General features: G+C 72.0%; 25 protein-coding genes. 13 read left to right on the top strand and 12 right to left on the bottom strand.

Annotation, left to right across the window (positions count from 1 at the left end; all coding sequences use genetic code 11):
- Window positions 1-19: 19 nt before the first annotated feature.
- From IEZ07_RS29325 to IEZ07_RS29290, 8 genes are all read right to left on the bottom strand, one after another.
- Window positions 20-1,060 (bottom strand): zinc-dependent dehydrogenase, encoded by a 1,041-nt coding sequence (locus IEZ07_RS29325; protein ID WP_191897741.1) that lies wholly within the window; start codon window positions 1,058-1,060, stop codon window positions 20-22.
- Window positions 1,057-1,509 carry a PTS mannitol transporter subunit IIA gene (locus IEZ07_RS29320; protein ID WP_191897740.1) on the bottom strand — a complete coding sequence of 151 codons (453 nt, stop codon included), beginning with the start codon at window positions 1,507-1,509 and terminating at the stop codon, window positions 1,057-1,059. Before IEZ07_RS29320 ends, IEZ07_RS29325 begins: the two co-directional genes overlap by 4 nt.
- Complete coding sequence (locus IEZ07_RS29315) at window positions 1,502-1,810, bottom strand: PTS sugar transporter subunit IIBC family protein (RefSeq protein ID WP_189238476.1); 309 nt, start codon at window positions 1,808-1,810, stop codon at window positions 1,502-1,504. Before IEZ07_RS29315 ends, IEZ07_RS29320 begins: the two co-directional genes overlap by 8 nt.
- A gap of 3 nt (window positions 1,811-1,813) precedes the next feature.
- Window positions 1,814-3,031: a mannitol-specific PTS transporter subunit IIC gene (gene mtlA, locus IEZ07_RS29310; RefSeq protein WP_191897739.1), complete on the bottom strand. Its 1,218-nt coding sequence runs from the start codon at window positions 3,029-3,031 to the stop codon at window positions 1,814-1,816.
- Between the two features lie 67 nt (window positions 3,032-3,098).
- Window positions 3,099-4,040, bottom strand: a complete 942-nt coding sequence (gene pfkB, locus IEZ07_RS29305) for a 1-phosphofructokinase (protein WP_191897738.1) — start codon at window positions 4,038-4,040, stop codon at window positions 3,099-3,101.
- A complete protein-coding gene (locus IEZ07_RS29300) occupies window positions 4,037-4,798 on the bottom strand; it encodes a DeoR/GlpR family DNA-binding transcription regulator (RefSeq protein WP_191897737.1) in 762 nt (253 codons plus the stop codon). Before IEZ07_RS29300 ends, pfkB begins: the two co-directional genes overlap by 4 nt.
- Window positions 4,799-5,099: 301 nt before the next feature.
- Complete coding sequence (locus IEZ07_RS29295; RefSeq protein WP_191897736.1) at window positions 5,100-6,722, bottom strand: amidohydrolase family protein; 1,623 nt, start codon at window positions 6,720-6,722, stop codon at window positions 5,100-5,102.
- Window positions 6,723-6,805: 83 nt separating this feature from the next.
- Window positions 6,806-7,381, bottom strand: coding sequence for a TetR/AcrR family transcriptional regulator (locus IEZ07_RS29290; RefSeq protein ID WP_191897735.1), 576 nt, complete (start codon window positions 7,379-7,381; stop codon window positions 6,806-6,808).
- Between the two features lie 68 nt (window positions 7,382-7,449).
- Between IEZ07_RS29290 and IEZ07_RS29285 the strand changes: the two genes are divergently transcribed.
- From IEZ07_RS29285 to IEZ07_RS29255, 7 genes are all read left to right on the top strand, one after another.
- Window positions 7,450-8,397: an alpha/beta hydrolase gene (locus IEZ07_RS29285; RefSeq protein ID WP_191897734.1), complete on the top strand. Its 948-nt coding sequence runs from the start codon at window positions 7,450-7,452 to the stop codon at window positions 8,395-8,397.
- Between the two features lie 229 nt (window positions 8,398-8,626).
- Window positions 8,627-10,423, top strand: a complete 1,797-nt coding sequence (locus IEZ07_RS29280; protein ID WP_191897733.1) for an ABC transporter ATP-binding protein — start codon at window positions 8,627-8,629, stop codon at window positions 10,421-10,423.
- Window positions 10,420-12,147 (top strand): ABC transporter ATP-binding protein, encoded by a 1,728-nt coding sequence (locus tag IEZ07_RS29275; RefSeq protein WP_191897732.1) that lies wholly within the window; start codon window positions 10,420-10,422, stop codon window positions 12,145-12,147. Before IEZ07_RS29280 ends, IEZ07_RS29275 begins: the two co-directional genes overlap by 4 nt.
- A gap of 4 nt (window positions 12,148-12,151) precedes the next feature.
- A complete protein-coding gene (locus IEZ07_RS29270) occupies window positions 12,152-12,442 on the top strand; it encodes a cupin domain-containing protein (protein WP_191897731.1) in 291 nt (96 codons plus the stop codon).
- Between the two features lie 111 nt (window positions 12,443-12,553).
- Complete coding sequence (locus tag IEZ07_RS29265; protein WP_191897730.1) at window positions 12,554-13,126, top strand: sterol desaturase family protein; 573 nt, start codon at window positions 12,554-12,556, stop codon at window positions 13,124-13,126.
- Between the two features lie 30 nt (window positions 13,127-13,156).
- Window positions 13,157-14,044 (top strand): NAD(P)/FAD-dependent oxidoreductase, encoded by an 888-nt coding sequence (locus IEZ07_RS29260; protein WP_191897729.1) that lies wholly within the window; start codon window positions 13,157-13,159, stop codon window positions 14,042-14,044.
- A 120-nt stretch (window positions 14,045-14,164) separates the two neighbouring features.
- Window positions 14,165-14,437, top strand: a complete 273-nt coding sequence (locus tag IEZ07_RS29255; RefSeq protein ID WP_191897728.1) for a GlsB/YeaQ/YmgE family stress response membrane protein — start codon at window positions 14,165-14,167, stop codon at window positions 14,435-14,437.
- Window positions 14,438-14,558: 121 nt separating this feature from the next.
- Here IEZ07_RS29255 and IEZ07_RS29250 read toward each other — a convergent pair whose 3' ends face one another.
- The 3 genes from IEZ07_RS29250 to IEZ07_RS29240 all read right to left on the bottom strand — a co-directional run bounded on the left by IEZ07_RS29250 (window position 14,559) and on the right by IEZ07_RS29240 (window position 15,642).
- Window positions 14,559-14,999 carry a type II toxin-antitoxin system PemK/MazF family toxin gene (locus IEZ07_RS29250; protein ID WP_191897727.1) on the bottom strand — a complete coding sequence of 147 codons (441 nt, stop codon included), beginning with the start codon at window positions 14,997-14,999 and terminating at the stop codon, window positions 14,559-14,561.
- Between the two features lie 96 nt (window positions 15,000-15,095).
- Complete coding sequence (locus tag IEZ07_RS29245) at window positions 15,096-15,311, bottom strand: DUF5302 domain-containing protein (protein ID WP_191897726.1); 216 nt, start codon at window positions 15,309-15,311, stop codon at window positions 15,096-15,098.
- 148 nt (window positions 15,312-15,459) lie between these two features.
- Window positions 15,460-15,642 carry a hypothetical protein gene (locus tag IEZ07_RS29240; protein ID WP_068897198.1) on the bottom strand — a complete coding sequence of 61 codons (183 nt, stop codon included), beginning with the start codon at window positions 15,640-15,642 and terminating at the stop codon, window positions 15,460-15,462.
- A gap of 506 nt (window positions 15,643-16,148) precedes the next feature.
- On the opposite strand from IEZ07_RS29240, the gene IEZ07_RS29235 reads away from it, so the two are divergent.
- The gene (locus IEZ07_RS29235; protein WP_068897197.1) at window positions 16,149-16,385 is read left to right on the top strand and encodes an HGxxPAAW family protein; all 237 of its coding nucleotides are present in this window, start codon (window positions 16,149-16,151) and stop codon (window positions 16,383-16,385) included.
- 22 nt (window positions 16,386-16,407) lie between these two features.
- Here IEZ07_RS29235 and IEZ07_RS29230 read toward each other — a convergent pair whose 3' ends face one another.
- On the bottom strand, window positions 16,408-16,752 hold the full coding sequence (locus IEZ07_RS29230; protein ID WP_191897725.1) for an STAS domain-containing protein: 345 nt from the start codon (window positions 16,750-16,752) through the stop codon (window positions 16,408-16,410).
- A 515-nt stretch (window positions 16,753-17,267) separates the two neighbouring features.
- Here IEZ07_RS29230 and IEZ07_RS29225 point away from each other — a divergent pair.
- The 5 genes from IEZ07_RS29225 (at window position 17,268) to IEZ07_RS29205 (ending at window position 21,053) form a co-directional block, all read left to right on the top strand.
- A complete protein-coding gene (locus IEZ07_RS29225) occupies window positions 17,268-17,912 on the top strand; it encodes a hypothetical protein (protein WP_191897724.1) in 645 nt (214 codons plus the stop codon).
- Window positions 17,913-18,013: 101 nt separating this feature from the next.
- Complete coding sequence (locus IEZ07_RS29220) at window positions 18,014-18,280, top strand: hypothetical protein (RefSeq protein ID WP_191897723.1); 267 nt, start codon at window positions 18,014-18,016, stop codon at window positions 18,278-18,280.
- Window positions 18,281-18,713: 433 nt separating this feature from the next.
- On the top strand, window positions 18,714-19,256 hold the full coding sequence (locus IEZ07_RS29215) for a DUF421 domain-containing protein (RefSeq protein WP_204054685.1): 543 nt from the start codon (window positions 18,714-18,716) through the stop codon (window positions 19,254-19,256).
- Between the two features lie 218 nt (window positions 19,257-19,474).
- A complete protein-coding gene (locus IEZ07_RS29210; protein WP_239320888.1) occupies window positions 19,475-20,515 on the top strand; it encodes a PP2C family protein-serine/threonine phosphatase in 1,041 nt (346 codons plus the stop codon).
- Window positions 20,516-20,672: 157 nt separating this feature from the next.
- Window positions 20,673-21,053, top strand: a complete 381-nt coding sequence (locus IEZ07_RS29205; protein WP_191897721.1) for an STAS domain-containing protein — start codon at window positions 20,673-20,675, stop codon at window positions 21,051-21,053.
- Window positions 21,054-21,137: the final 84 nt, after the last annotated feature.

The following is a 21,137-nucleotide window of genomic DNA, read 5'->3' as shown; positions in this document are numbered from 1 at the left end:
CGGGGTGGAGTCTGGCGGTTCAGGGCTCGACGGTGACCTTGATGGCCTCGCCGCGGCTGACGATGTCGATCCCGTCGAGGACCTCGGGGAGCGGCAGCCGGTGGGTGATCAGGTCGGCCACCGGGACCTCTCCGCCGGCGATCAGCTCCAGAGCCCGGGCGTTGTGCGCCGGGCTGGACCCGTTGGCACCGACGATCGTCAGCTCCCGGTAGTGCACCAGGTTGGAGTCGCACCGGATGATCGGGTCGTCCTTGGGCAGGCCGCCGAAGAAGCTGATCCGCCCCTGCCGGGCGGCCATCCGCAGCGCCTGCTCCTGGGCCGCGCCGGAGGCGGCGGCGGTGATGACGACGTCGGCGCCGCGGCCCTCGGTCAGCTTGAGCACCTGCTCCACCGCATCTCCGGCGGACTCCGAACCGCCGTGCACGGCGGCGTCCGGCCGGACCAGGGCGGCGGCGGCCTCCAGCCGGCCGGCGTTGACGTCGACGAGGAAGACCCGGGCCGCGCCGCGCGAGCGGGCCAGCCGTACGTGGAGGCAGCCGATGGGGCCCGACCCCATGACCACCACGTCGTCGCCCTCGCCGACCCTGGCCAGCTCCTGGCCGTTGAGCGCGCAGGCGAGCGGTTCGGCGACCGAGGCCTCGGCGAAGCCGACCCCGTCGGGGATGCGGTTGACGCCGTCCACGGCCAGGACCTTCGCGGGGACCACCATGTACTCGGCGAACCCGCCGTCGTAGTGGTAGCCCATCGACTCCTGGTTCGGGCAGACCGTCATCCGGCCCCTGCGGCACTCGCCGCACGTCCCGCAGGGGATCGCGGCGATCACCTGCACCCGGTCGCCCGGAGCCCAGCCGTCCGTCCCGTCGATCACCTCGCCGGCGATCTCGTGCCCCATGACCCTGGGCGGCCTGATGTGGTGGTGGCCGTGCTTGAGGATCTTGGCGTCGGTGCCGCAGGTGGAGCAGTTGCGCACGCGGATCCTGAGCTCACCCGGTCCGGCGACGGGTTCGTCGGCGTCCTCGACCCGGATGTCGCCGGGGGCGTGGAAACGGGCGACCTTCATTCTTCCTCCTCTATGGGTTCCAGCAGGCGCAGCACCTCGGCGACCTCGTCCGCCTCGCGGAGGGCCCGGGCACGGTCGGGTTCCATCAGGATCCGGGCGAGCGCGGAGAGCAGCCGCAGATGGCCGTCTCCCCGGGCGGCGATCCCGACGCAGACCGTGACCCGCTCGCCGTCCCAGTCGACGCCGCCGGGGAAGCGCAGCACGCACAGGGCGTCGTGCCGGACGGCGTCCTTGGCCTGCAGGGTGCCGTGCGGGATGGCGACGCCCTCGCCCATGTAGGTCGACACGGTGCGTTCGCGCTCCAGCATCGCGTCGAGGTAGGGGGCCTCGACCGCGCCCACCTCCATCAGCGCCCGGCCGCACTGCAGGATCGCGTCGTCGCGCCCGGCCGCCGCGGCGTCCAGCCGTACGGCGCGCGGGTCGAGGGGGAGCGGAGCGGCCTCAGCCACCGACCGTCCCGCCCTTCTTGATGGTGTCGATGAGCCGCGTCACCGCGGGGTCGCCGATGAAGACCTGGAAGGGGACCAGCACGGTGCCCGGGGCCGAGGCCCTGGCCCGGTCGGCCAGGCCCGCGTGGCACAGCACCACGTCGGCGTCACCGGGGATGGAGTTGACCGGGGTGTGCACCACCTCGATCTGCTCGCCCTTGAGCTGGCGGCGGACCTGGGTGGCGAGCATGACGCTGCTGCCCATGCCCGCGTCGCAGGCGACGACGATCTTCCGGATGTCCTTGCTGTCGATGCCGGTCACGGGTCATGCCTCCTTGGAGAAGGGTGCGGTGGCGGGTGAGGCGGTGGTCGCGGCCCCGGGGGCGGTCCCCTCCGGAGCCTCGTCCGCCGAGGTCGCGGCCGCGGTCGGGGTGGCGGTGGCGTCCGCGTCCGGGGCGGTGGCGTCCGGGGCAGGGTCGGCGGCCGGGTCCTGCTCCTCGCCCCGGCCGAAGCCGAGCAGCACCGCCGCGACCGCGAAGGAGACCGCCGCGGCGACGAGGATCCCGGCGCCCGAGGCGAGCCAGCCGCCCCTGGGGGTGACCGCGAAGTAGGCGAAGACGCTGCCGGGGGACGGCGGGGCCACCAGGCCGCCGCCGGTGAGGATGAAGGTGAAGACGCCCGCGGCGCCGCCGGCGATGACCGCCAGGATCAGGCGCGGCTTCATCAGGACGTACGGGAAGTAGATCTCGTGGATGCCGCCGAGGAAGTGGATGACGATCGCGGCGGGCGTGCTGGGGCGCAGCGCCCGGGGGCCGAAGAACATGAAGGCCAGCAGCAGGCCGAGGCCGGGGCCGGGGTTGCTCTCCAGCATGAACAGGATCGACTTGCCCTGCTCGGCGGCCTCGGCCACGCCCAGCGGGCTGAGCACGCCGTGGTTGATGGCGTTGTTGAGGAACAGCACCTTGGCGGGCTCGATCAGGACCGAGGCCAGCGGGAGCAGGTTGTTGCCCACCAGCCAGCCGACGGCGTCGCCCGCCGCCTCGGTCACCGTCTCGATGACCGGGCCGATGCCCCACACGCCCAGCAGCGCCATGGCGCCGCCGACGATGCCGGCGGTGAAGTTGTCCACCAGCATCTCGAAGCCGGCCCTGGTCCGCTCCTGGGTGAAGCCGTCCACCAGCTTGATCAGGTAGGCGGCGAGCGGGCCGACGATCATCGCGCCGAGGAACATCGGCACCTCGGCGCCGACGACCACGCCCATGGTGGCGACCGCGCCCACCACGGCGCCGCGCTGTCCGTGGACCATCCGCCCGCCGGTGTAGCCGATCAGGACGGGGAGCAGGACCTTGACCATCGGGTCGACGAGGGCGGCCAGGCTCTCGTTGGGCAGCCAGCCCGTGGGGATGAAGAGCGCGGTGATCAGGCCCCAGGCGATGAAGGCGCCGATGTTCGGCATGATCATTCCGGCGAGGTGGCCGCCGAAGCGCTGGATGGTGGCTCTCACCCCGGTCCCCTGGACGGCGGGGGTGTAGTCGGTGGTCATGTGGATGGTGCTCCTTCCGGGGCGACCGGCGTGGTGCGCCGGTCAGGGGGGTGGTGGTGCGCCGCCGTCAGCCCCCGGACCGCAGCGGCAGGGCCGGATCGGCCGTGAAGGTGCGGACGTGGTCGCGGCGGATGTCGGCCGGGCCGGGCATCCGGCTGCCGGGCAGCCCGACGGCGGCGGTCGCCCAGGCCAGTGCCTCGACCAGGGCGGCCTCGCCGCTGGCTCCGGCGGCGAGGAACCCGGCCAGCATGGCGTCGCCGGCTCCGACGGTGCTGCGGGGCTCGGCGACCGGGCCCTCGCCGTACCAGATCTGGTCGCCCTGGAGCAGGACCGCGCCGTCGGGCCCGAGACTGGCCAGGACCGTGCCCGCACCGCGGGCGCGCAGCGCCGAGGCGGCCTCGATCGCGTCGCCGAGCGTGGTGATCGCCCGCCCGGCCGCCTCGGCGAGCTCCTCCCGGTTGGGCTTGACCAGCGCGGGCTCCGCGGCCAGCGCGGAGCCCAGCGCGGGGCCGCTGGTGTCGACCGCGACGAGGATGCCCGCGCGGGTGAAGCGGCGGCACAGCCGGGCGTAGACGTCGGCCGGGACCTCCGGGGGGAGGCTGCCGGAGGCGACCACCCAGTCCGCCGAGTCCGCCGCGCCCAGCACCGCCTCGGCGAGGGCGTCCAGCTCGGCGGGGGACAGGGCGGTGCCCGGCTCGTTGATCTTCGTGACGGTGCCGTCGGGCTCGGCCAGCGCGACGTTGGACCGGGTCGGCCCGGTGACCGGCACGGTGACCATGTCGATGCCCTCGGCCGACAGCAGGGAGACGAGTCGCCGCCCCTCGTCGCCGCCGTAGGGGACGACCGCGCAGGAGGGGACGTCGTTGGCCAGCAGCGCGCGGGAGACGTTCACCCCCTTGCCGCCCGGGTCGAGGTGGGTGTCGGCGGAGCGGATGACCGCCCCACGGGTCAGCGCCCCGATCTCGATCGTCCGGTCCAGGCTGGGGTTGAGGGTCAGCGTCACGATCATGCCCGCACCACCTCGGGACCGGCGGCCGAGATCTCGGCGGCCAGCGCCTCGTCCAGGCCGGTGTCGCTGATCACGAGGTCGATCTCCGGCAGCGTGGCGAAGCGGGCCAGGTAGGTGTTGGTGAACTTGGTGTGGTCGGCCAGCAGCACGCTGCGCTGCGCCGCGCCGATCATCGCCCGTTTGATCGCGGCCTCGGCCGGGTCGGGGGTGGTCAGGCCCTTGGCCACCGAGCAGCCGTTGGCCGCCATGAACGCCACGTCCACGTGCAGGTCGGCGAGGGGGCGCAGGGCCCAGTCGTCGACGGTGGCCAGCGTCCGCCCGCGCACCCGGCCGCCGAGCATGATCACGTTCAGGCCGGGCCGGACGGCCAGGGCGGTCGCCAGGGGCGGGGAGTTGACGATGACCGTGAGCTCCCGGTCGGGCGGCAGGGCCTGCACCAGCCGGGCGGTGGTCGTCCCGGCGTCGATGATGACCGCGCCGTCCTCCGGGAGCTCGGCGAGGGCGGCCTTGGCGATGCGCTCCTTCTCCGCGGTCATCACCTCGTCCCTGGCGGCCAGCGCGGGCTCGAAGCCCAGCCGCTCCACGGGGATGGCGCCGCCGTGCACGCGCCGCAGCACCCCGGCCCGCTCCAGCGCGGTCAGGTCGCGGCGGATCGTCTCGGTGGTGACGGCGAACTCCTCCGCCAGCGCCATCACGTCCACCCGCCCGGCCCCCCGGGCGCGCCGCAGGATCTCCTGCTGCCGCTCCTCGGCGTACATGGTGTTGATTCACCGCCGTTTCCATGTTGTTTCGTATTTATTTACACCTGTATGTGTGGGAACACAATAGGGAGGGGGACGGTACTTCGTCCGGGCGGGAACGGGATGGGGCGGCCGTAGGCAGGACGCGAAGGGCCCCGGGGCGTTCGCCCCGGGGCCCGGTCGTTCGTGGCGGATCTCAGCGCGCCGGGATGGTCTCCTGCGCCGCCGCGGCGTCCGCGCGGTCCACGGCGACGGAGCCGGCCGTCCGGCGGCGGGCGTGGAGCCGGCCGGCGCGGACCGGCCCGGCCGGATCACCGCCTCAGGGGGCCTGCGACGCGGCCCCCTCCCAGGTGCGCAGGTAGGCCTCGGCCCCGGCGGCCATGTCCTGGACGAGCTCGTCGCCCGCGACGATCCGGAGGTCCTCGATCCAGTCGGGGACCAGCCCGTAGTGGGCGACCCCGTCGGTGTTGACGTCCCAGACCCGCTCGCCGGTGCGCTGCCGGTCCAGCGTGACCGCGCCGTCGAAGGAGGTGAAGGGGTAGGTCACCGGGTTGCCCGCGTTGCCGGGGCGGGCCGGGGGGAGCGGGCCCAGGCCGTTGGCGTCGAGGCCGTAGCCGTACCCGGGGCGCCCGGACTCCGCGCGCAGCGGCTCGCTCCGCCGCCAGGTCTCCGCGAACTCCTCCGCGTGGTGGCCGTAGGCGGTGACCATGCCGCCGAGCCGGTAGATCCGGCGCAGGAAGCCCGGGTCGGTCCAGCTGTGCGAGGAGACGACGCCCGGGTAGCCGGCCGCCTCCAGCAGGTCCAGCGTCCGGTCGGCGGCCTTGACGCTCATGTGGTCGATCTCGACGAGCATGCCGCGCTCCATCATGCCCTCGACCATGTGCGCGCCCAGGCTCGTCAGCCCGCGGGTGTTGCAGTGCGGGGCGGGCGGGTACAGCGGGAGCCCGACCCCGCCCGGCAGGAACCGCGCCAGCTCGGGCGGGAGCGCCCCGGCCTTCTCGATGGTGTTGTCGTGCTCGGGCCCGGTGCAGGTCCGCGCGGCCCAGAACCTGCCGCTGGACAGGAGGTTGCCCAGGTTGACGATGACGCCCTGGGCGCCGGAGTCGAAGCGCACGCCGCACAGCGCGTTGTCGTACTTGTGGCAGACGAACATGCTCCGCACGCCGAGCGCGTGCAGCTCGTCGAGACCCCGGTCGATCTGCGCCCTCGTGCAGTGCGGGATGCCGAGGGTCTGCCGGCAGCCGAAGGGCTCGGAGGTCTCCACGCCCAGGACCACCGCCAGGTTGCCCGCCGCGATCACCTGCCGGGCCTCGGCGGGGGAGCGCACGACCCGGAACCAGCCCCGGCCGGGCCCGCCGGCCCGGGCGTCGACGAAGTCCTGCAGCTCGAAGGTGCGCTGTGCCTGCAGGCGCAGCGAGGCCATCTCGTCGCAGGGGTGGCGCTTGAGCGGGTAGATCTCGCACAGCTGCCGGTTGGCGACCAGCTGGTTGACCAGGACGCGCAGCCCGCCCCGCCAGGCCCGCTCGACCCACCTGTGGTAGGTCTGCTGGTGGGTGAGGGAGTCGCCGGCGGGCCAGCTCCGGAAGGTGGGCCAGCCGACCGGGTCGTGGGTGCCGGTGGGGGAGCCGGTCCGGGTGAAGTTCTCGAACCAGGCGGCCTCGCCGCGCGGCAGGTGGTCCGGGCAGTCGACGAGGGCCTCCTGGGCGCCGTCGGGGTCGAACGGCCTGCCGCAGAGCAGGCTGCCGCCGAACGCCTCGTAGGACATCAGGTGGGTGTGCCCGTCGACGAACCCGCGGACCGGGGCGGCGCTGCCGGGCGGCTGCCCGATGGCGTTGACCTCCGACTCGGGGGGAGCGGGGGCGGCCATGGCCGTGGTGCCGGCCATGGCGAGGGCGCCGATCAGCAGGAAGGCGGCGGCGAGGGATCTGGGCGGTCTGGCCATGGGGGGTGCCTCCGCGGGGAGGGGGCCGGTGCCTCATGGTCCGTCCGGGACGGCGGCCGGTCAAGAGAAAAGATGAGCCTGACTCAAGGGCTGTCCGGTTCCCGGTGGAACAGCGGCAGGACCATCTCCACCAGTGCGTCGACGTCACCGTCGACCATCGGCTCGCCGGTCATGCCCATCCGGTGGAGCAGGGTCCCGACGACGACGTCGATGAGGAACAGGACCCGGTGCTCCGGCTCGCCGAGCGCCTCCTGGAGTGCGAGCCGGTAGGGGTCCTGTAAGCGTGAGGAGAGGATCTCGCGCAGCTCCGGATCACTGACGCCGTCGCTGAACACGCCCGCGAACGCGTCACCCACCCCCGGCTCGCCGATCTTGCCCGCGGTCCAGCGGACGGCCGAGGAGACGATCTCGGCCCGGCTGCCGCCCTCCAGTGGCACCGGGCCGAACGCGTCGAGCAGGCAGTCCACGATCAGCGCCCCCTTCGTCGGCCAGCGACGGTAGATCGTCGTCTTCGCGATGCCGGCCGCGGCGGCGATGCGCTCCACCGTGGCGCGCGCGTAGCCCAGCTCGCGGACTGTGCTCAGCGTCGCGGCGAAGACCACGTCGTTGATGCCGGAACGCGGGCGGCCGGGCGGCCGGGCGGGTGTGAGCGGAGTCATTCTCACACGATACCGAATTGCGCTACCTTAGGTTCCGAAACCAGAGGTATCGAAACTTGGGGAGAAGTATGACCGACATCACCGCGATGCGGCCCGCGGAGCCGGACTGGTCCACGGTGACGGCTGAGGAGCTGATCGCCTACCGGGACGCCGAGAACCGCGTCCGGGCGTCCACGGCGGCACGGATCATCACCGGGGAGCCGGACCCCGGTGCCGCGATCGGCTGGCAGCAGGTGGCGCTGCCCGGTCGCGAACTCCCCGTCCGGGTGTACCGCCCCCCGGTCGCAGGCCCCCTGCCCCTCGTGATCCACGTGCACGGAGGCGCCTTCGTCGGCACGGCCGTGCAGAGCGACTGGGTCAACAGCCACCTCGCCGCCCACCTGCCGACGGTCGTCGTCTCCGTCGAGCACCGCCTCCTCGACTGGGAGACACCGTTGTCCGCCGCCGCCGACGACGGCTGGGACGTGCTCCGGCACGTGGTGGAGCACGCCGGGACGTGGGGCATCGACCCGGCCCGCGTCGCCGTCTTCGGCGAGAGCTGCGGCGGGCTGATCAGCGCGCTGGCGGCCGTCAGGGCCAGGCGGACCGGCCTGGGGCTGCGGGCGCAGGTGCTGGTCAACCCGGTGGTCGACGTGACCGCGGCGGCCTGGACGTACGACTCGGCGACCCGGTACGCGACCACGCCCACCCTGTCCTTGCCGCTGCTGCGGTTCTTCCAGCGGCTGGCCGTTCCCGAGGGTGCCGACGCCCGCGCGCTGTCGCCGCTGTACACCGACGACCCGGCCGGCGACCTGAGCGGGACGGCCCCGGTGCTCGTGGTGGTGCCGACCACCGATCCGATCGCCGACCACGGCCGCCGCTACGCCGAGCGGCTCCAGGCGGCCGGGGCGCCCGTACGGCTCAGCGAGTACCCGGAGGCGGGGCACGCGTTCCTGAGCATGCCGGGCATGGCACCCCAGGCGACGCCCGCCCGGGCGGAGATCCTCGACTTCCTCCGCGAGTCCCTCGGCGGGTGACGCCCGGCGCGAGCGACCTGGACGCGGCCGTCCAGCCGGGCCGGCGCACTCGTCCGCACCCCGCCGTCGGCCAGGACATCCGCACCTTGCCGCCGCCCAGGACGGCCGCGTCCGGCCGTACCCCGTTCACCGCGACGGCCCCGAGCACGGCGGCACCGCCGGGCTCCCGCCACCCGCTCCCCGCCGGGGAGCGCCCCCTGACCGCTCGACGCAAGGAAGGACGTTCGGCATGACAATCACCTCCGACGCCGGACAGGTCCAGGCCGGGCCGCCGCCCGCACCGCCGCCCGGCCCCGATCCCGCGCACGACGCCCGCCTGGGCAGGCTGCTGCGCCCGCACGCCTGGAGTTTCGCAGCCGTCGTCGCCTTCCAGGTCATCGGCGCCGTCGCGGGGCTGGCGCCGCTGCTGGCGGTCGCCGAACTCGGCCGGATCCTGCTGGCGCCCGGCCCGATCGATCCCGGCCGGGTCTGGTCCGTGGTGATCGCCGGCGCGGCGGGGCTGTTCGTCCGGCTGGCGTTCACCGGTGCGTCGTCCGGGATCGGGCACATCGTGGACGGCGAGGTGCAGCTCGCGCTCCGCCGGCGGCTGGCCGCCCGGCTGGGCCGGGTGCCGATCGGCTGGTTCTCCCGCCGCCGCACCGGCGAGCTGGCCAAGGTGGTGGGCGAGGATGTCAGCGCCGTGCACCCGTTCATCGCCCATGCCCCCGGCGAGCTCGTCGCCGCGTTCGTGCTGCCGCTGCTCTCGCTGGTCTACCTGTTCACCGTCGACTGGCGGCTCACGCTGATCACGCTGATCCCGGTGGTGCTGGCCCTGGCCCACCTCCCGCTGATGATGACCCCGGCCCGGCTGCGTGAGGAGAAGCGGTTCGACGCGGCCATGGGGCGGATCGCCGACTCCGTCGTCGAGTTCGTCCAAGGCATCGCCGTGGTCAAGGCGTTCGGCGGTTCCGGGCGCGCCCACCACAGGTTCCGCACGGCCACCGACGACTTCGTCGGCGTCTACCACCGCTTCGTGCGCGGCCTCTCCGTGGTCGCCGCCGGAATGCAGCTGGTGCTGTCACCGCCGTTCGTGCTGCTGGTCGTGCTGATCGGCGGCACCGCCCTGATCACGGCCGGCGGCCTGCCCCCGGCCGACCTGCTGCCCTTCCTGCTGCTGGGACTGGGCCTGACCGCTCCGGTGGAGGCCCTCATCGCCCACGGTCTCGACGACCTGCAGGCCGCCAGGCGCGCGATCGGCCGGATCCGGGACGTGCTCGAGGTGGCGCCGCTGCCGGAGCCCGCGCACCCGCTCCCGCCGCAGGGCCACCGGGTGGAACTGCGCGACGTCCGCTTCGGCTACGAAGCCGATCGCGAGGTGCTGCGCGGGATCGACCTGGTCCTCGAACCGGGCACGGTCACCGCGATCGTCGGGCCCTCGGGCAGCGGCAAGTCCACGCTGGTCCGGCTGCTGCCGCGCTTCTTCGACCCGACTCACGGTTCGGTCACCCTGGGCGGCGTCGATCTGCGTGAGATCGGCAGCCACGATCTCTACCGGACGGTCTCCTTCGTCTTCCAGGACGTGCGCCTGCTGCGCGCATCGGTCGCGGACAACATCGCGCTCGCCGTACCGCATGCGGGCCTCGACGAGGTGATGCACGCGGCCCGGACGGCGAACATCCATGATCGGATCCTTGAGCTGCCACGCGGCTACGACACGGTGCTCGGACAGGAGGCCGGGCTGTCGGGCGGCGAGGCGCAGCGGATCGCGCTCGCCCGCGCGCTGCTCGCCGACACGCCCGTACTGGTCCTGGACGAGGCGACCGCATTCGCCGACCCGCAGACCGAGCAGGCGGTACGGCGGGCACTGGCGGAGCCGGAGGGCGACCGCACGATCCTGGTCATCGCCCACCGCCTGGAGACCGTCGCCGACGCCGACGCCGTCGTGATGCTGGACGACGGGTCGATCGTCGAGCAGGGCAGGCCCGCCGACCTCCTGGCGGAGAACGGTGAGTTCGCCGCCTTCTGGCAGTCCAAGGAGGACCGATGATCCGCATGCTGCTGCGCGTCCTGGGCCGTGATCACGCCCGGCCGGTGCGTCGCACCGTGGCCCTGATGACGGTGACCGCGATCGCCGAGGGTCTGTCCTACGCCCTGCTGGTCCCCGTGCTGCGGGCCCTGTTCGGCGGTGACCCCGCAGACGACCCCGCGGACGCGCTGCCCTGGCTGACCGCGTTCGGCGGCGCGGTCGCGATCTACGCGGTGCTGCGCTATCTCAGCGATCTGTTCGGTTTCCGCGCCGGGACCACGCTGCTGCGCGGCATGTACCACCGCCTCGGCGATCATCTGGCCCGGCTGCCCCTCGGCTGGTACGGCGGCGGCCGGGTCGGGGAGGTGTCCGTCCTGGCCAGTCAGGGCGTGCTGGAGACGATGGGCGTGATCGCGCATCTACTGGCGCCCTACATCTCCGCCTTCGTCACCCCCGTGACGATCGTCGGCGTGATGCTCGCCTTCAACTGGCAGCTGGGCCTGGCCGCGCTGGTCGCCGTGCCGCTCGTGGCGGCGGTCCAGATCCGGACCGGCCGCTCGATGGCCGCAGGCGACGCCGACCGCCACGAACGTGACACCGAGGCCACCGGGCGGGTCATCGAATATCTCCAGGCTCAGCCGGTGCTGCGCGCCGGCGGCCGGAGCGTCCAACGCTTCGCGCTGCTCGACGACGCGCTGCGGGAACTCCAGCGGGCGTCCCGCCGTACCGTGTTGTCGGTGCTGCCCGGCATGATCGGTTCAGCGCTCGTGGTGCAGGCGGTGTTCACCGGGTTGCTGGTTCTGGGTGCCCACCTCGCACTGGGCGGGAGCATAGGTGTCGCGGAGGTGCTGACGATCCTGGTGCTGGCCGCCCGCTGCGCCGATCCGGTCCTGTCGCTGGCGGACATGGGCGGCAGACTCCGCAGCGCGCGCTCCGAGCTGACCAGACTCGACGCGCTCCTGCGCACCGAGCCGCTGCCGGAGGCACCGGAACCGATCCAGCCGGTGGGTCACGGCCTGGAGCTGGAGTCCGTCGCCTTCCGGCACGGCGACCGCGCGGTGTTCGACGGGTTGTCGTTGTCCGTGCCCGAGGGACGGCGCCTCGCCGTGGTCGGCCCCTCGGGCGCGGGCAAGAGCACACTGCTGCAGCTGCTCGCGCGCTTCCACGACGTGGACGCGGGCGCGGTGCGCGTGGGCGGCGTGGACGTGCGCTCGATGAGCACCGAGACGCTGATGTCCCGGCTGGCCATCGTGTTCCAGGACGTCTACCTCTTCGACGGCACGATCGAGGAGAACGTACGGCTGGGCCGCCCCGAGGCCACCGAGGCCGAGCTGCGGGCGGCGGCGGGCGCCGCGCGGCTGGACGAGGTGATCGAGCGGCTTCCCGGCGGATGGGCGGCGAACGTCGGCGAGGGCGGCGCCCTGCTGTCGGGCGGCGAGCGCCAGCGCGTCTCGATCGCGCGGGCTCTGCTGAAGGACGCGCCCATCGTGCTGCTGGACGAGGTGACCTCCGCGCTGGACCCGGTGAACGAGGCGGCCGTCCACGAGGGCGTCGAGCGCCTGATGGCCGGCCGGACGGTCGTGATGGTCGCTCATCGGATGCGGACGGTCCGGCGCGCCGATCACATCGCCTTTCTCGAGGGCGGCCGGATCGTGGAGGAAGGCACCCACGACGAACTGCTCGACCGCGGCGGCCGCTACGCCGACTTCTGGAACGCCTCCCTGACACCGGCAGCGCAGGACTGAGCCGGTGAGTCCTGCCCGGGCTCCTTCGGCCGGTTGGGCGGGCACGGCCACGGCGGCCCCGGGCCTGCTCGCCTTCACCGGCGCGATCGGGTCGGCCGAACCGCACGCGCACGCCGCGGTGCAGGTCCTGCTGGTGCTCGACGGCGAGGTGACGCTGACCGACCGGCACGGCCACCGGTGCCGGACCGAGGCCGCGATCATCCCGGCCGGTGCCCGGCACGGACTGCGAGCCGCCCCCGGCGCCCATGGCCGGCTGACGTCCGATCCGGGACGTCGTCCGGAGCGTGCCCCCTGAACGACGCCAGCCGGTCCCGCCCTGTCGCCCGGCAGGACCGGCACGGCCCGGTTCGCAGCCCAGCGGATCCGTCCAAGTCCGAGAGGGCCGGCGGCCGCGACGATGATGCGCATGCTGAAATCTGTCGTCCGCTACGGCTACGCGCCGTTCATGCTGCTGGGCGTCAACGGCGCCGCCGTCGCCCTGGCCGCCTCCGGCGCCTCCAAACTGTGGCTGATCGGCCTGCTGTGGCGTTTCCACGCAGTCCACCACTCGGTCAAGCGCTTCTACGGCTTCAACGGCCTGATGAAGCACCCCTTGCACCAGACGCTGGAGATGAGCGCCGGTGTCGTCCCGCTCATCCTCATCGGGTTGCCCGTCGACGTGGCCGCCGCGCTGGCCGTCGCCGTCGCGGTGCAGCTGCTGCTGCAGCACTCCAACGCCGACTACCGCATCGGCGCCCTGAAGTACGTGCTCGCGCTCAACGAGGGGCACCGCCTCCATCATCTGAAGTGGGCCGGCGTCGGCGATGTCAACTTCGGCCTGTTCACCCTGGTCTGGGACCACCTGCTCGGCACCTTCTCCTACGACCCGGCCCGGAGCTTCACCTCCGAGCAACTGGGCATGGCCGCCAAACCCGACTACCCCGCCGCCTATCTGGCCCAGCTCGCCGAGCCCTTCCGCGCCGAACGGCGTCGGAGGTGACGGGGCACGGCCCGTGGGCAGGGGACCGGCATGCAGCACTACGACGTCGCGATCATCGGCGGCGGGCCCGCCGGGCTCACCGCGGCCATGACACTCAGCCGATCCCTGCGCCGCGTCGCGGTACTGGAGTCGCCGGCCGACCCCCGCAACGCGGGTTCGCACGGTGTGCACGGCATCCTCGGCCTGGACGGGGTGAGCCCCGCCGAGTACCGGAGCCGCGCCTGGAGCGACCTCGCCCGGTACGGCATGGCCGAACTCCACGAGACCGAGGCCGTGGACCTGGTCCCCGACCCGGGCGGCGGCGGGTTCGAGGTGGTCACGGAGGACGGTGGTCCGTTCTGGGCCCGGCGGGTGCTGCTCGCCACGGGGATGACCGACGTCATCCCCGAGCTGGAGGGGTTCCGGGAGTGCTGGGGCGCGAGCATCATCCACTGCCCCTTCTGCTCGGGCTGGGAGAACCGCGAGCGCGCCTGGGGAGTGGTCACCGCCGATCCGGAGTTCGCCAGGAAGGCGCCCCGGGCGTTCGCCGCCTGGAGCGACGACGTGATCGTCTTCACCGACGGGGAGGCGCCGGCGGGCGACCTCGGCGTGGAGACGGTCACCGGGAGGATCCGCGGGCTGCGCCACGACGGCGGCGACCTGCGCGCGGTCGAACTGGACGACGGCGCGGTCGTCGAGCGGGGGACCCTGCTGTGGCAGCTCGACCAGCGGCCGGTCCCGCTGGTCTCCAGGCTCGCGAAGGACAGGGGTCTGGCCCTGCGCGAGGACTGCTACGTCAAGACCGACGGCTGCTGCCGTACCAGCGTCCCGGGTCTGTACTCCGCGGGGGACACCATCACCGAGACGCAGGGCGCGATCGAGTCGGCCGCGAGCGGCTCCACCGCGGCGTTCCAGATCATCGAGGACGAGACCGCGTGAACGGAACCCCGGCGCGGCCGGTCATCAAGAGCGGTCGCGAGACCGTGATCGATCCGTGATGTGTCGGCCCTGCCCGCCGGGGCAGACGGAGGTCGGCTCGAACAAGAGGGAGTGTGGAACATGACAGTCACCGGCATCATCACCGCCATCGTCATCGGCGCCATCATCGGAGCCCTGGGCCGCCTGGTCGTCCCGGGACGGCAGGGCATCCCGATCTGGCTGACCATCGTGATCGGCATCGTCGCCGCGCTCATCGGCACCGCCATCGCCGGCGCCTTCGGCGTCGCCAGCACCGGCGGCATCGACTGGATCGAACTGGTCCTGCAGATCGCCGTCGCCGCCGTCGGAGTCATCCTGGCGGTCAGCCTGTACGGCAGGCGCAGCGTCCGGTAAAGGGGTCCGGCCTTCCGGCCGAGACGCCGCACGGACACGCACACGGCCCCGATCCCGGTTCCCCGGGACCGGGGCCGCGGCCTGTCCGGGCACACACCGGAGGCGGAACGGGCGGGGCGGGTCAGCCGTCGGCGGCCCAGCCGTGGGTGGCGCGCAGGACGGCGGCGACCCGCAGGAAGCGGTCGCGGTCCAGGACGGCGCCCTCGCGGCGGATGTCGTCCTCACCCAGCTCGAAGATCCGGTCCAGGCGCAGGTAGGAGACGCGGCCGCCGCGGTCCCAGCGGCCCGGGCCGAGCTCCAGCCAGTTGTCCGGGCGGTCGCCGCCGCGGCTGGAGAGCATCATCGCCAGCAACCGCCGGCCGTGGCGGCCGACGACCAGCAGGGGCCGGTCCTTGCCCCGGCCGGGATCCTCCTCGTAGGGCACCCAGGCCCAGACGATCTCGCCGGGGTCGGCGAGGCCGTCCAGGTCGGGGGAGTAGTCCACGGTCGCCGCCCGGTCCACCCGGTGGACCTCCCGGACCGCGCCGCGGGCGGGCCGGGGATCTTCGCCAAGGTCGCGCATCCGGGCAGACTACGGCAGAAGCCTCCCCCGCGCACCGGGAGCGTCCGGCCGGGGGTCGGTCGGTCGCGCCGGTCAGCCGCTCTTGCGCCGGAAGGGTCAGCCGCTCTTGCGCCGGAAGGAACGCCTGCCGGAGGCCGGACCGTGGGCGCCGTGGATCTTCGAACCGCTCCTGCCCCGGCCGCCTTCGCCGGCTCCCGGCTGGGAGAGCTTCTTGCGTTCGAGGGCCTCGCGGAACCTGCGCTTCATCTCGTCCTCGGAGCTCTCGGGCTGCTGCGAGTCGGTGTTCTCGGGTTCTGGGGTGATGTCGGGCATGCGGACCTCCTGGTCACCGGCGGGCAGTCCAACTCCGGCCCGGCCTGATCGTCATCCTCTCATGTCCGAAACCGGCCCCCGACGCGTGCCGGCGGGGGCCGCCCGCGTGTCGGAGGCCATCCGGCGGCCGGACCGGCGGCCGGGCGGCTCAGTGCAGGCCGATGGCCATCAGGAAGAGCAGTCCCGCTATGTGGCCGATGACGACGAACACGATGATGAAGATGAACAGGAACTTCGCCGGCCCGTGCTCGAAGTGCCGGCCCTCCTCGAGCGGCTTGCGCTTGGCCTCCCGCTCGGCGATCCGCTCCTCGATGGGCTTGCTGTGGAACATGGGGCTCCTCTGGCGGACGGATGCCGGGAAGGTGGCGGTTTGTATCATTAATGTTAATTTATGTCGCCGGGTGGACGGTGCGGACGACCTGCCGGCCGATCCCGTCCGGCCGTGCCGCCGGAAGGGCTCCTCGGCGCCACCGGAAGACGCCGGGGGCGGCGGGCGCGGGCAGGAAGCGAAACCGCCATCGGATGCCGCCTCCCCTGCGTGAAGCCGGAGATCATGGGATTGCTCCAGCTTCATCCGGGTATGTTCTTTCCGCTGTTCACGCGCCCGGCCGGAGCGGGGGACGGTGCGACGGCCGGGGCCGGGACGTCCCGGCCGCGCGGCCCGACCCGCGAGGACGGGACCTGCGGCGCGGGGCGGGGGGGATACCGCCTACGATCGTGAGGCGTCCGGGCAGGAACCTGCCGAACCGCAGGACCTTCAACAGACGCCGGAGCGCGTGGTCGCCGCAGCGAACGACGCGCGACGGTGCCCCATATCGAGAGGAACGGGAAGACGTCATGGCTGGAAGTCACGGAGGAAGCCTCAAGTCTTGGCTCGCGGTGATCGTCATCCTGGCGGGATTCACGGTCGGCGGCGTCGCCCTGTGCTTCGGTCCCAACTGGCCGCTGGTCTGGGCGGGGGCGGGCATCATCGCGGTCGGCGGTGTGATCGCCCTGCTCGTGGACATCTTCTCCGACGTGATCGTGGACGCGCCGCGCGTGCTCGCGTCGGAGAAGGTCGACCGCAAGGGCTGAAACCGCATGACCGCGAGCGTAGCTACGCCCCGTTGAGGGCCTCCCCGACGGTGGGGGAGAGCTCGAAGGCGGGGCGTAGCCCGGTGATGGCCAGGATCCGCTCCAGGATGCCGTGCACACCGGCCAGCACCAGGCGCGTGCCCAGATCGCGACTGCGGTTCAGGGCCCAGATCAGCTCGGCGATCCCCGCCGAGTCACAGAAGGTCAGCCCGGCGACGTCGACGACCACCGTGGCGGGGGTGCCGGACTCCCAGACCCTGGTCAGCTCGGCCCGGAAGACGGGGGCGTGGGCGTAGTCGAGTTCGCCGCCCGCCTGGACGACGAACGCCGTGTCCAGCCGGTGCGACGAGACGGTGAAGACGGTCATCTCTCACTCCTCGGCCCGCAGGGGGCAGGGCGGGCTGTCTCCGTCCTACCAGTTCTGCGGGGACGGCGGCGCCGCCTGCGGGGACCGATTACGCCATGGGCGACGCTCAACGATGACCGACGAGCAAGAACGCCGGGCGTTCTCGCTGATGGGCGCTCCTCTGCCCAGCACTCTGACCTGGGACCGCGGTACGGAGCTCGCCGGCACAGCGGTACGGGCCCGGTCGCGGTGAGGACTTCCACGTTGACCGGCACGCTCACACCCTCACCTGCCCGCGCGGCGTGGCCAGGCCGCCCTGGAAGCCGACGTTCGATGATGATCGCCCGCGTTTCTCGGTGCTGGTTCCCCGCCAGGCGTACCGGGCCTGCCGACCGCCTGGAGTGCACCGGCAACATCGACGACAAAGGCCGCCACGTCACGCTGTCGCCCCGGCCCCAACAAGAGATCCAGACCAGGGCCCGGGCCGGACAGCAGACCGGGCAGCGGCCGACCTGCTCACCGTCCGCGGCATCGCCTTGGCCGATCTGACTCCTGCCGCCCTGCTGCCCCTACTCGTCCAGCACATCGAGGACCCCTACGAGCTAGTCCGCGAACTCCTTGAACAGGCCGCCTCCACCGCCGAAGGCGACAGCTTCGTCCTGAACGGGCGCGCCTACCGGCGCGTTATCACCGACAGCGACCGGCACCGCGAACGAAGTCGCGGTTACCTACCTGTCCGCGTCATCGACGACGCAACCGGCCAGATCATCCACATCGAGACCGACGAAGAACAGGCGTTCCGGGAATGGGTGTGCATCGAAACCCCGCGCCACTCCGGAGTCCGCATCGAGGAGATGTGCGAACTCACCCACCTGAGCATTCGCCGGTACCAGCGCGCCAGCGGCGAGGTCATCGCACTGCTGGTCATCGCCCCTTCCAAGACCGACCGCGAACGCGTGATCCCCATGAGCGCCGAGCTGTTCCACGTCATCGCCCAGGCACAGGCTGGCTCGGGGATGCCGCCCAGCGTCTGCGGCAGGCGCTCTGACGAGGCCTGGGCCAGCCGTAGCGCGATCTGCGCCTCCGCCATGACGGCCAGGTCCGCCAACGTGCTCGTCTCCTTGCGCGACCGGTCCGCCGCGCCACGGCGGTGCCGCCCTCTTTTCCGGTCATCGGTTTGACCGGTACCGGGGTTTACCTGAGGGCACCCGGGCACACTGGTAGCCGTACCTGCCAGGATTCCGCCCTCGGGGCAGACGCACACGGAAACGGGAGAGATGCCATGATCGGATTCATCGTCGCAGGGCTCATCATCGGCGCGCTTGCCCGCCTGCTTAAGCCGGGCAAACAGCATCTCGGCCTGCTGGCCACCCTGCTGCTCGGGTTGGTCGGTTCGGTGATCGGCGGCACCGTCGCCAGCCTGCTGGGCACGGGAGACATCTTCGAGTTGAACGTCCTGGGTTTTGTCGTCGCCGTCGTCGCCGCAGTGGCGCTGATCGGTGTCGCCGAGGCCATCGCCGGGCGGCGGGAGCATCACCCGGTCCACTGACGGCCCTGGCTCCGCTGTCCGCTGCCGTATCCCGCGGCCTGACGATCGCGCTCCCGTTCCCAAAGTCGGGGAGAGGATCTTCGCAGGCGTGGCGGAGGACAGGCCTCGGTCGGCGGGAGGCGTGGCTCAGTCCCGCGATGACGTTTCAGTCTCAGACAGCGTCCCGATGAAGCAAGCTCCCGGAGCGGGAAGAAAGCAGAACAACGTCGACGGAACACGTCCCTGCTCCAAGACGGTTCATGAACCTGGTCCGGTCGCTGGACGGCGCCGGTGCCGCCGAACCAGGTGGCGCCATGTCATGACGCACCTGGCCCGAGCGCTTTTCGAATGCGGGACGCAGAGGTCTTCGCGAGTCACCACAGACCGTATGCCTCGAAGCCCGGCCCGAGTTCCGGAAGGCGGTGACGGAACATGGAAACAGGAGGGCTGATCAGTGCACCTGGTGAGACTGACATGGGCGGATGCTTGCGCGGTCATCGTGTCCGCCGTCGGCGTCTACGTCGCCTTCCTGATCCTTGTCCGGCTTGTCGGGCAGCGGGCGCTGGCGGCCATGTCGAGTTTCGACTTCGCCGCGGTGATCGCGCTCGGGGCGGTCATGGGCCGTGCCGTGCTGGGCTATACCCCGACTTTGACGGCCGGGCTGCTCGGCATGGGCACGCTCTTCGTGCTGCAGGCGGTGTTCGGCCGCCTGCGCCGCAACAGACGCCTCGACCGCACCATGAGCAACCTTCCGCTGCTGCTCATGGCCAATGGAGAAATCCTTCACGACAACCTGCGCAAGGCGCAGATCGTCGAAGACGAACTGCGCCAGAAGTTACGGCTTTCGGCGGTTCACCGGTACGAGGACGTCGCGGCAGTGATTTTCGAGCGGACCGGCGCCATCAGCGTACTGCGCCGGGGTGAGAGCATCGACTCCGACCTCATCTCCGACGTACGGGGGTGGGAACTCCTCGCCCCTGAGCACATCCGGCGTTGACCGGTGTCTCCGAGGAAGAAGCCGGCGCGTCAGGTGTCCCTGAACCACCGGTGAGAAGCGTCGAGTGTCTCACCAGGGACGGCCGCCGTCGACGGGAGGCCGGTGGGTGATGTCCGGCTGTCGCTGAACTCGTCACCTGACCTTTGAAAGGATTTGCTCTACGGTTACCGGCAGGCAGAAACGGGCAACCGGCATGCAACCGGCGGATGGAGTCACGTGTGAAGTCTGATCAGGTCCTTCGGTCGCTGCCGTTCGTCGTCATGGCGGCGGTGACCCTGATCGACGTGCTGGCCGGCCCGCGCCTGGGTTTCCTGCCGCTGCTGACCCTGGGGCCGACCTTCGCCTCGGTCTCCGGCAGCATCCGCCGTACCGCGCTGGTGGGCGTGATCGCGCTGGCGCTGTGCATTCCGCTGGCCTACTACAACCGGCTGCTGCTCACCACGCAGAACAACCTCACCATCGCGACCATCGTCGCCATCACCGCGGCCAGCATGCTGGCCGGCCACCTGCGCATCCGGCGCGAGCGCGAACTTGCCAACGTCCGGATGGTCGCCGAGGCCGCCCAGCGGGTGCTGCTGCGTCCCGTCCCGCGCAAGGCGGGCGACCTGCGAGTAGCGTTGTCCTACACCTCGGCCGCGGCCGAGGCGCGGATCGGTGGCGACCTGTACGAAGTCGTCACGACGCCGTACGGCGTGCGCCTGCTCATCGGCGACGTGCAGGGCAAAGGGCTGGAGGCGGTGGAGACCGCGGCCTGGGTGCTGGGTGCCTTCCGCGAGGCCGCCTACGACGAGGTCGATCTGCCCGGGGTGGCCGAGCGGCTGGAGACCAGCCTGGATCGGCACCTGGGCGGGGAGAGGTTCGTCACCGCGATCATCGCCGAGGTCGTCGACGGTGAGATCTCGCTGCTCAACTGCGGGCATCCGCCGCCCCTGCTGATCGACTCCGGCGGCCGGACCCGCCTGGTAGAACCCCAGGAGGAAGGGCTGCCGCTCGGCCTGGCGTCGCTGGGCCCGCCCCTGCCCAAACCGCAGCGGTTGCCGTTCGGCGAGGGAGACCAGATCCTCTTCTACACCGACGGCGTCATCGAAGCCCGCGACGAGGCCCGGACCTTTTATCCGCTGACGGAACGCGCCCACCTGCTGGCGGTGGACGATCCGCAGAACGCGCTGGACGAGTTGCGCTCGGATCTGCTGGAGCACATCGGAGGGCCGCTGCTCGACGACGCCGCGATGCTGCTGGTGCGCAGGCAGTCCATCTGACCCTCCGGATCGCCCTCGTTTGCCCTATGCAATGATGGATCGTCGTGTATCCCGATCGGGGCCGGAGCGGTCCCGGCGGTGTGTCCGTCCGGGTCCGTCAAGCGCGCCGCTGCTGCCGCAGGGCCCGGGAATCCGGCAACGAAAGGCGATTACACGAGTGGCATGGGCCAATCCCCCTGGATCCGGAACCCTCTCCGTGCTCACCGGCCTGCGCGGCGCCGTCGTCATCGTGCGGCCTACCGGTGAGCTCACCATGTCCACCGCTCCGTACTTCCGCACCCGGCTCGAACAGGCCGCGGTGTTCAACACCCCACCCCGCGTCGTGGTGGACACCGAAGAGATCACCTTCTGCGACTCGGCCGGCCTCGACGTCCTGACGGCCGTACTGCACGAGATCGAACGCGGAGGAGGGCGGCTCGTGCTGAGCGGTCGCAACGACCGGTTGCTGCGCATACTGAAGACCACCGGCATGGACGGGAGATTGCAGCCCTATGCCACCACCGAGGACGCCGTCTCCCATCTCGCCGCATTCGAATGAGCGGGGAGCAGGAGGTGCATCGCCCCATGGTCCCGGGGATCCGCAAGCGAGAGGAGACCGCGGTCGTCGTCGCCCGGGTGAGGC

Source organism: Planomonospora parontospora (genome assembly GCA_014647935.1).
Taxonomy (GTDB): Bacteria; Actinomycetota; Actinomycetes; order Streptosporangiales; family Streptosporangiaceae; genus Planomonospora; species Planomonospora parontospora.
This window is presented reverse-complemented; position numbering and strand designations above follow the sequence as displayed.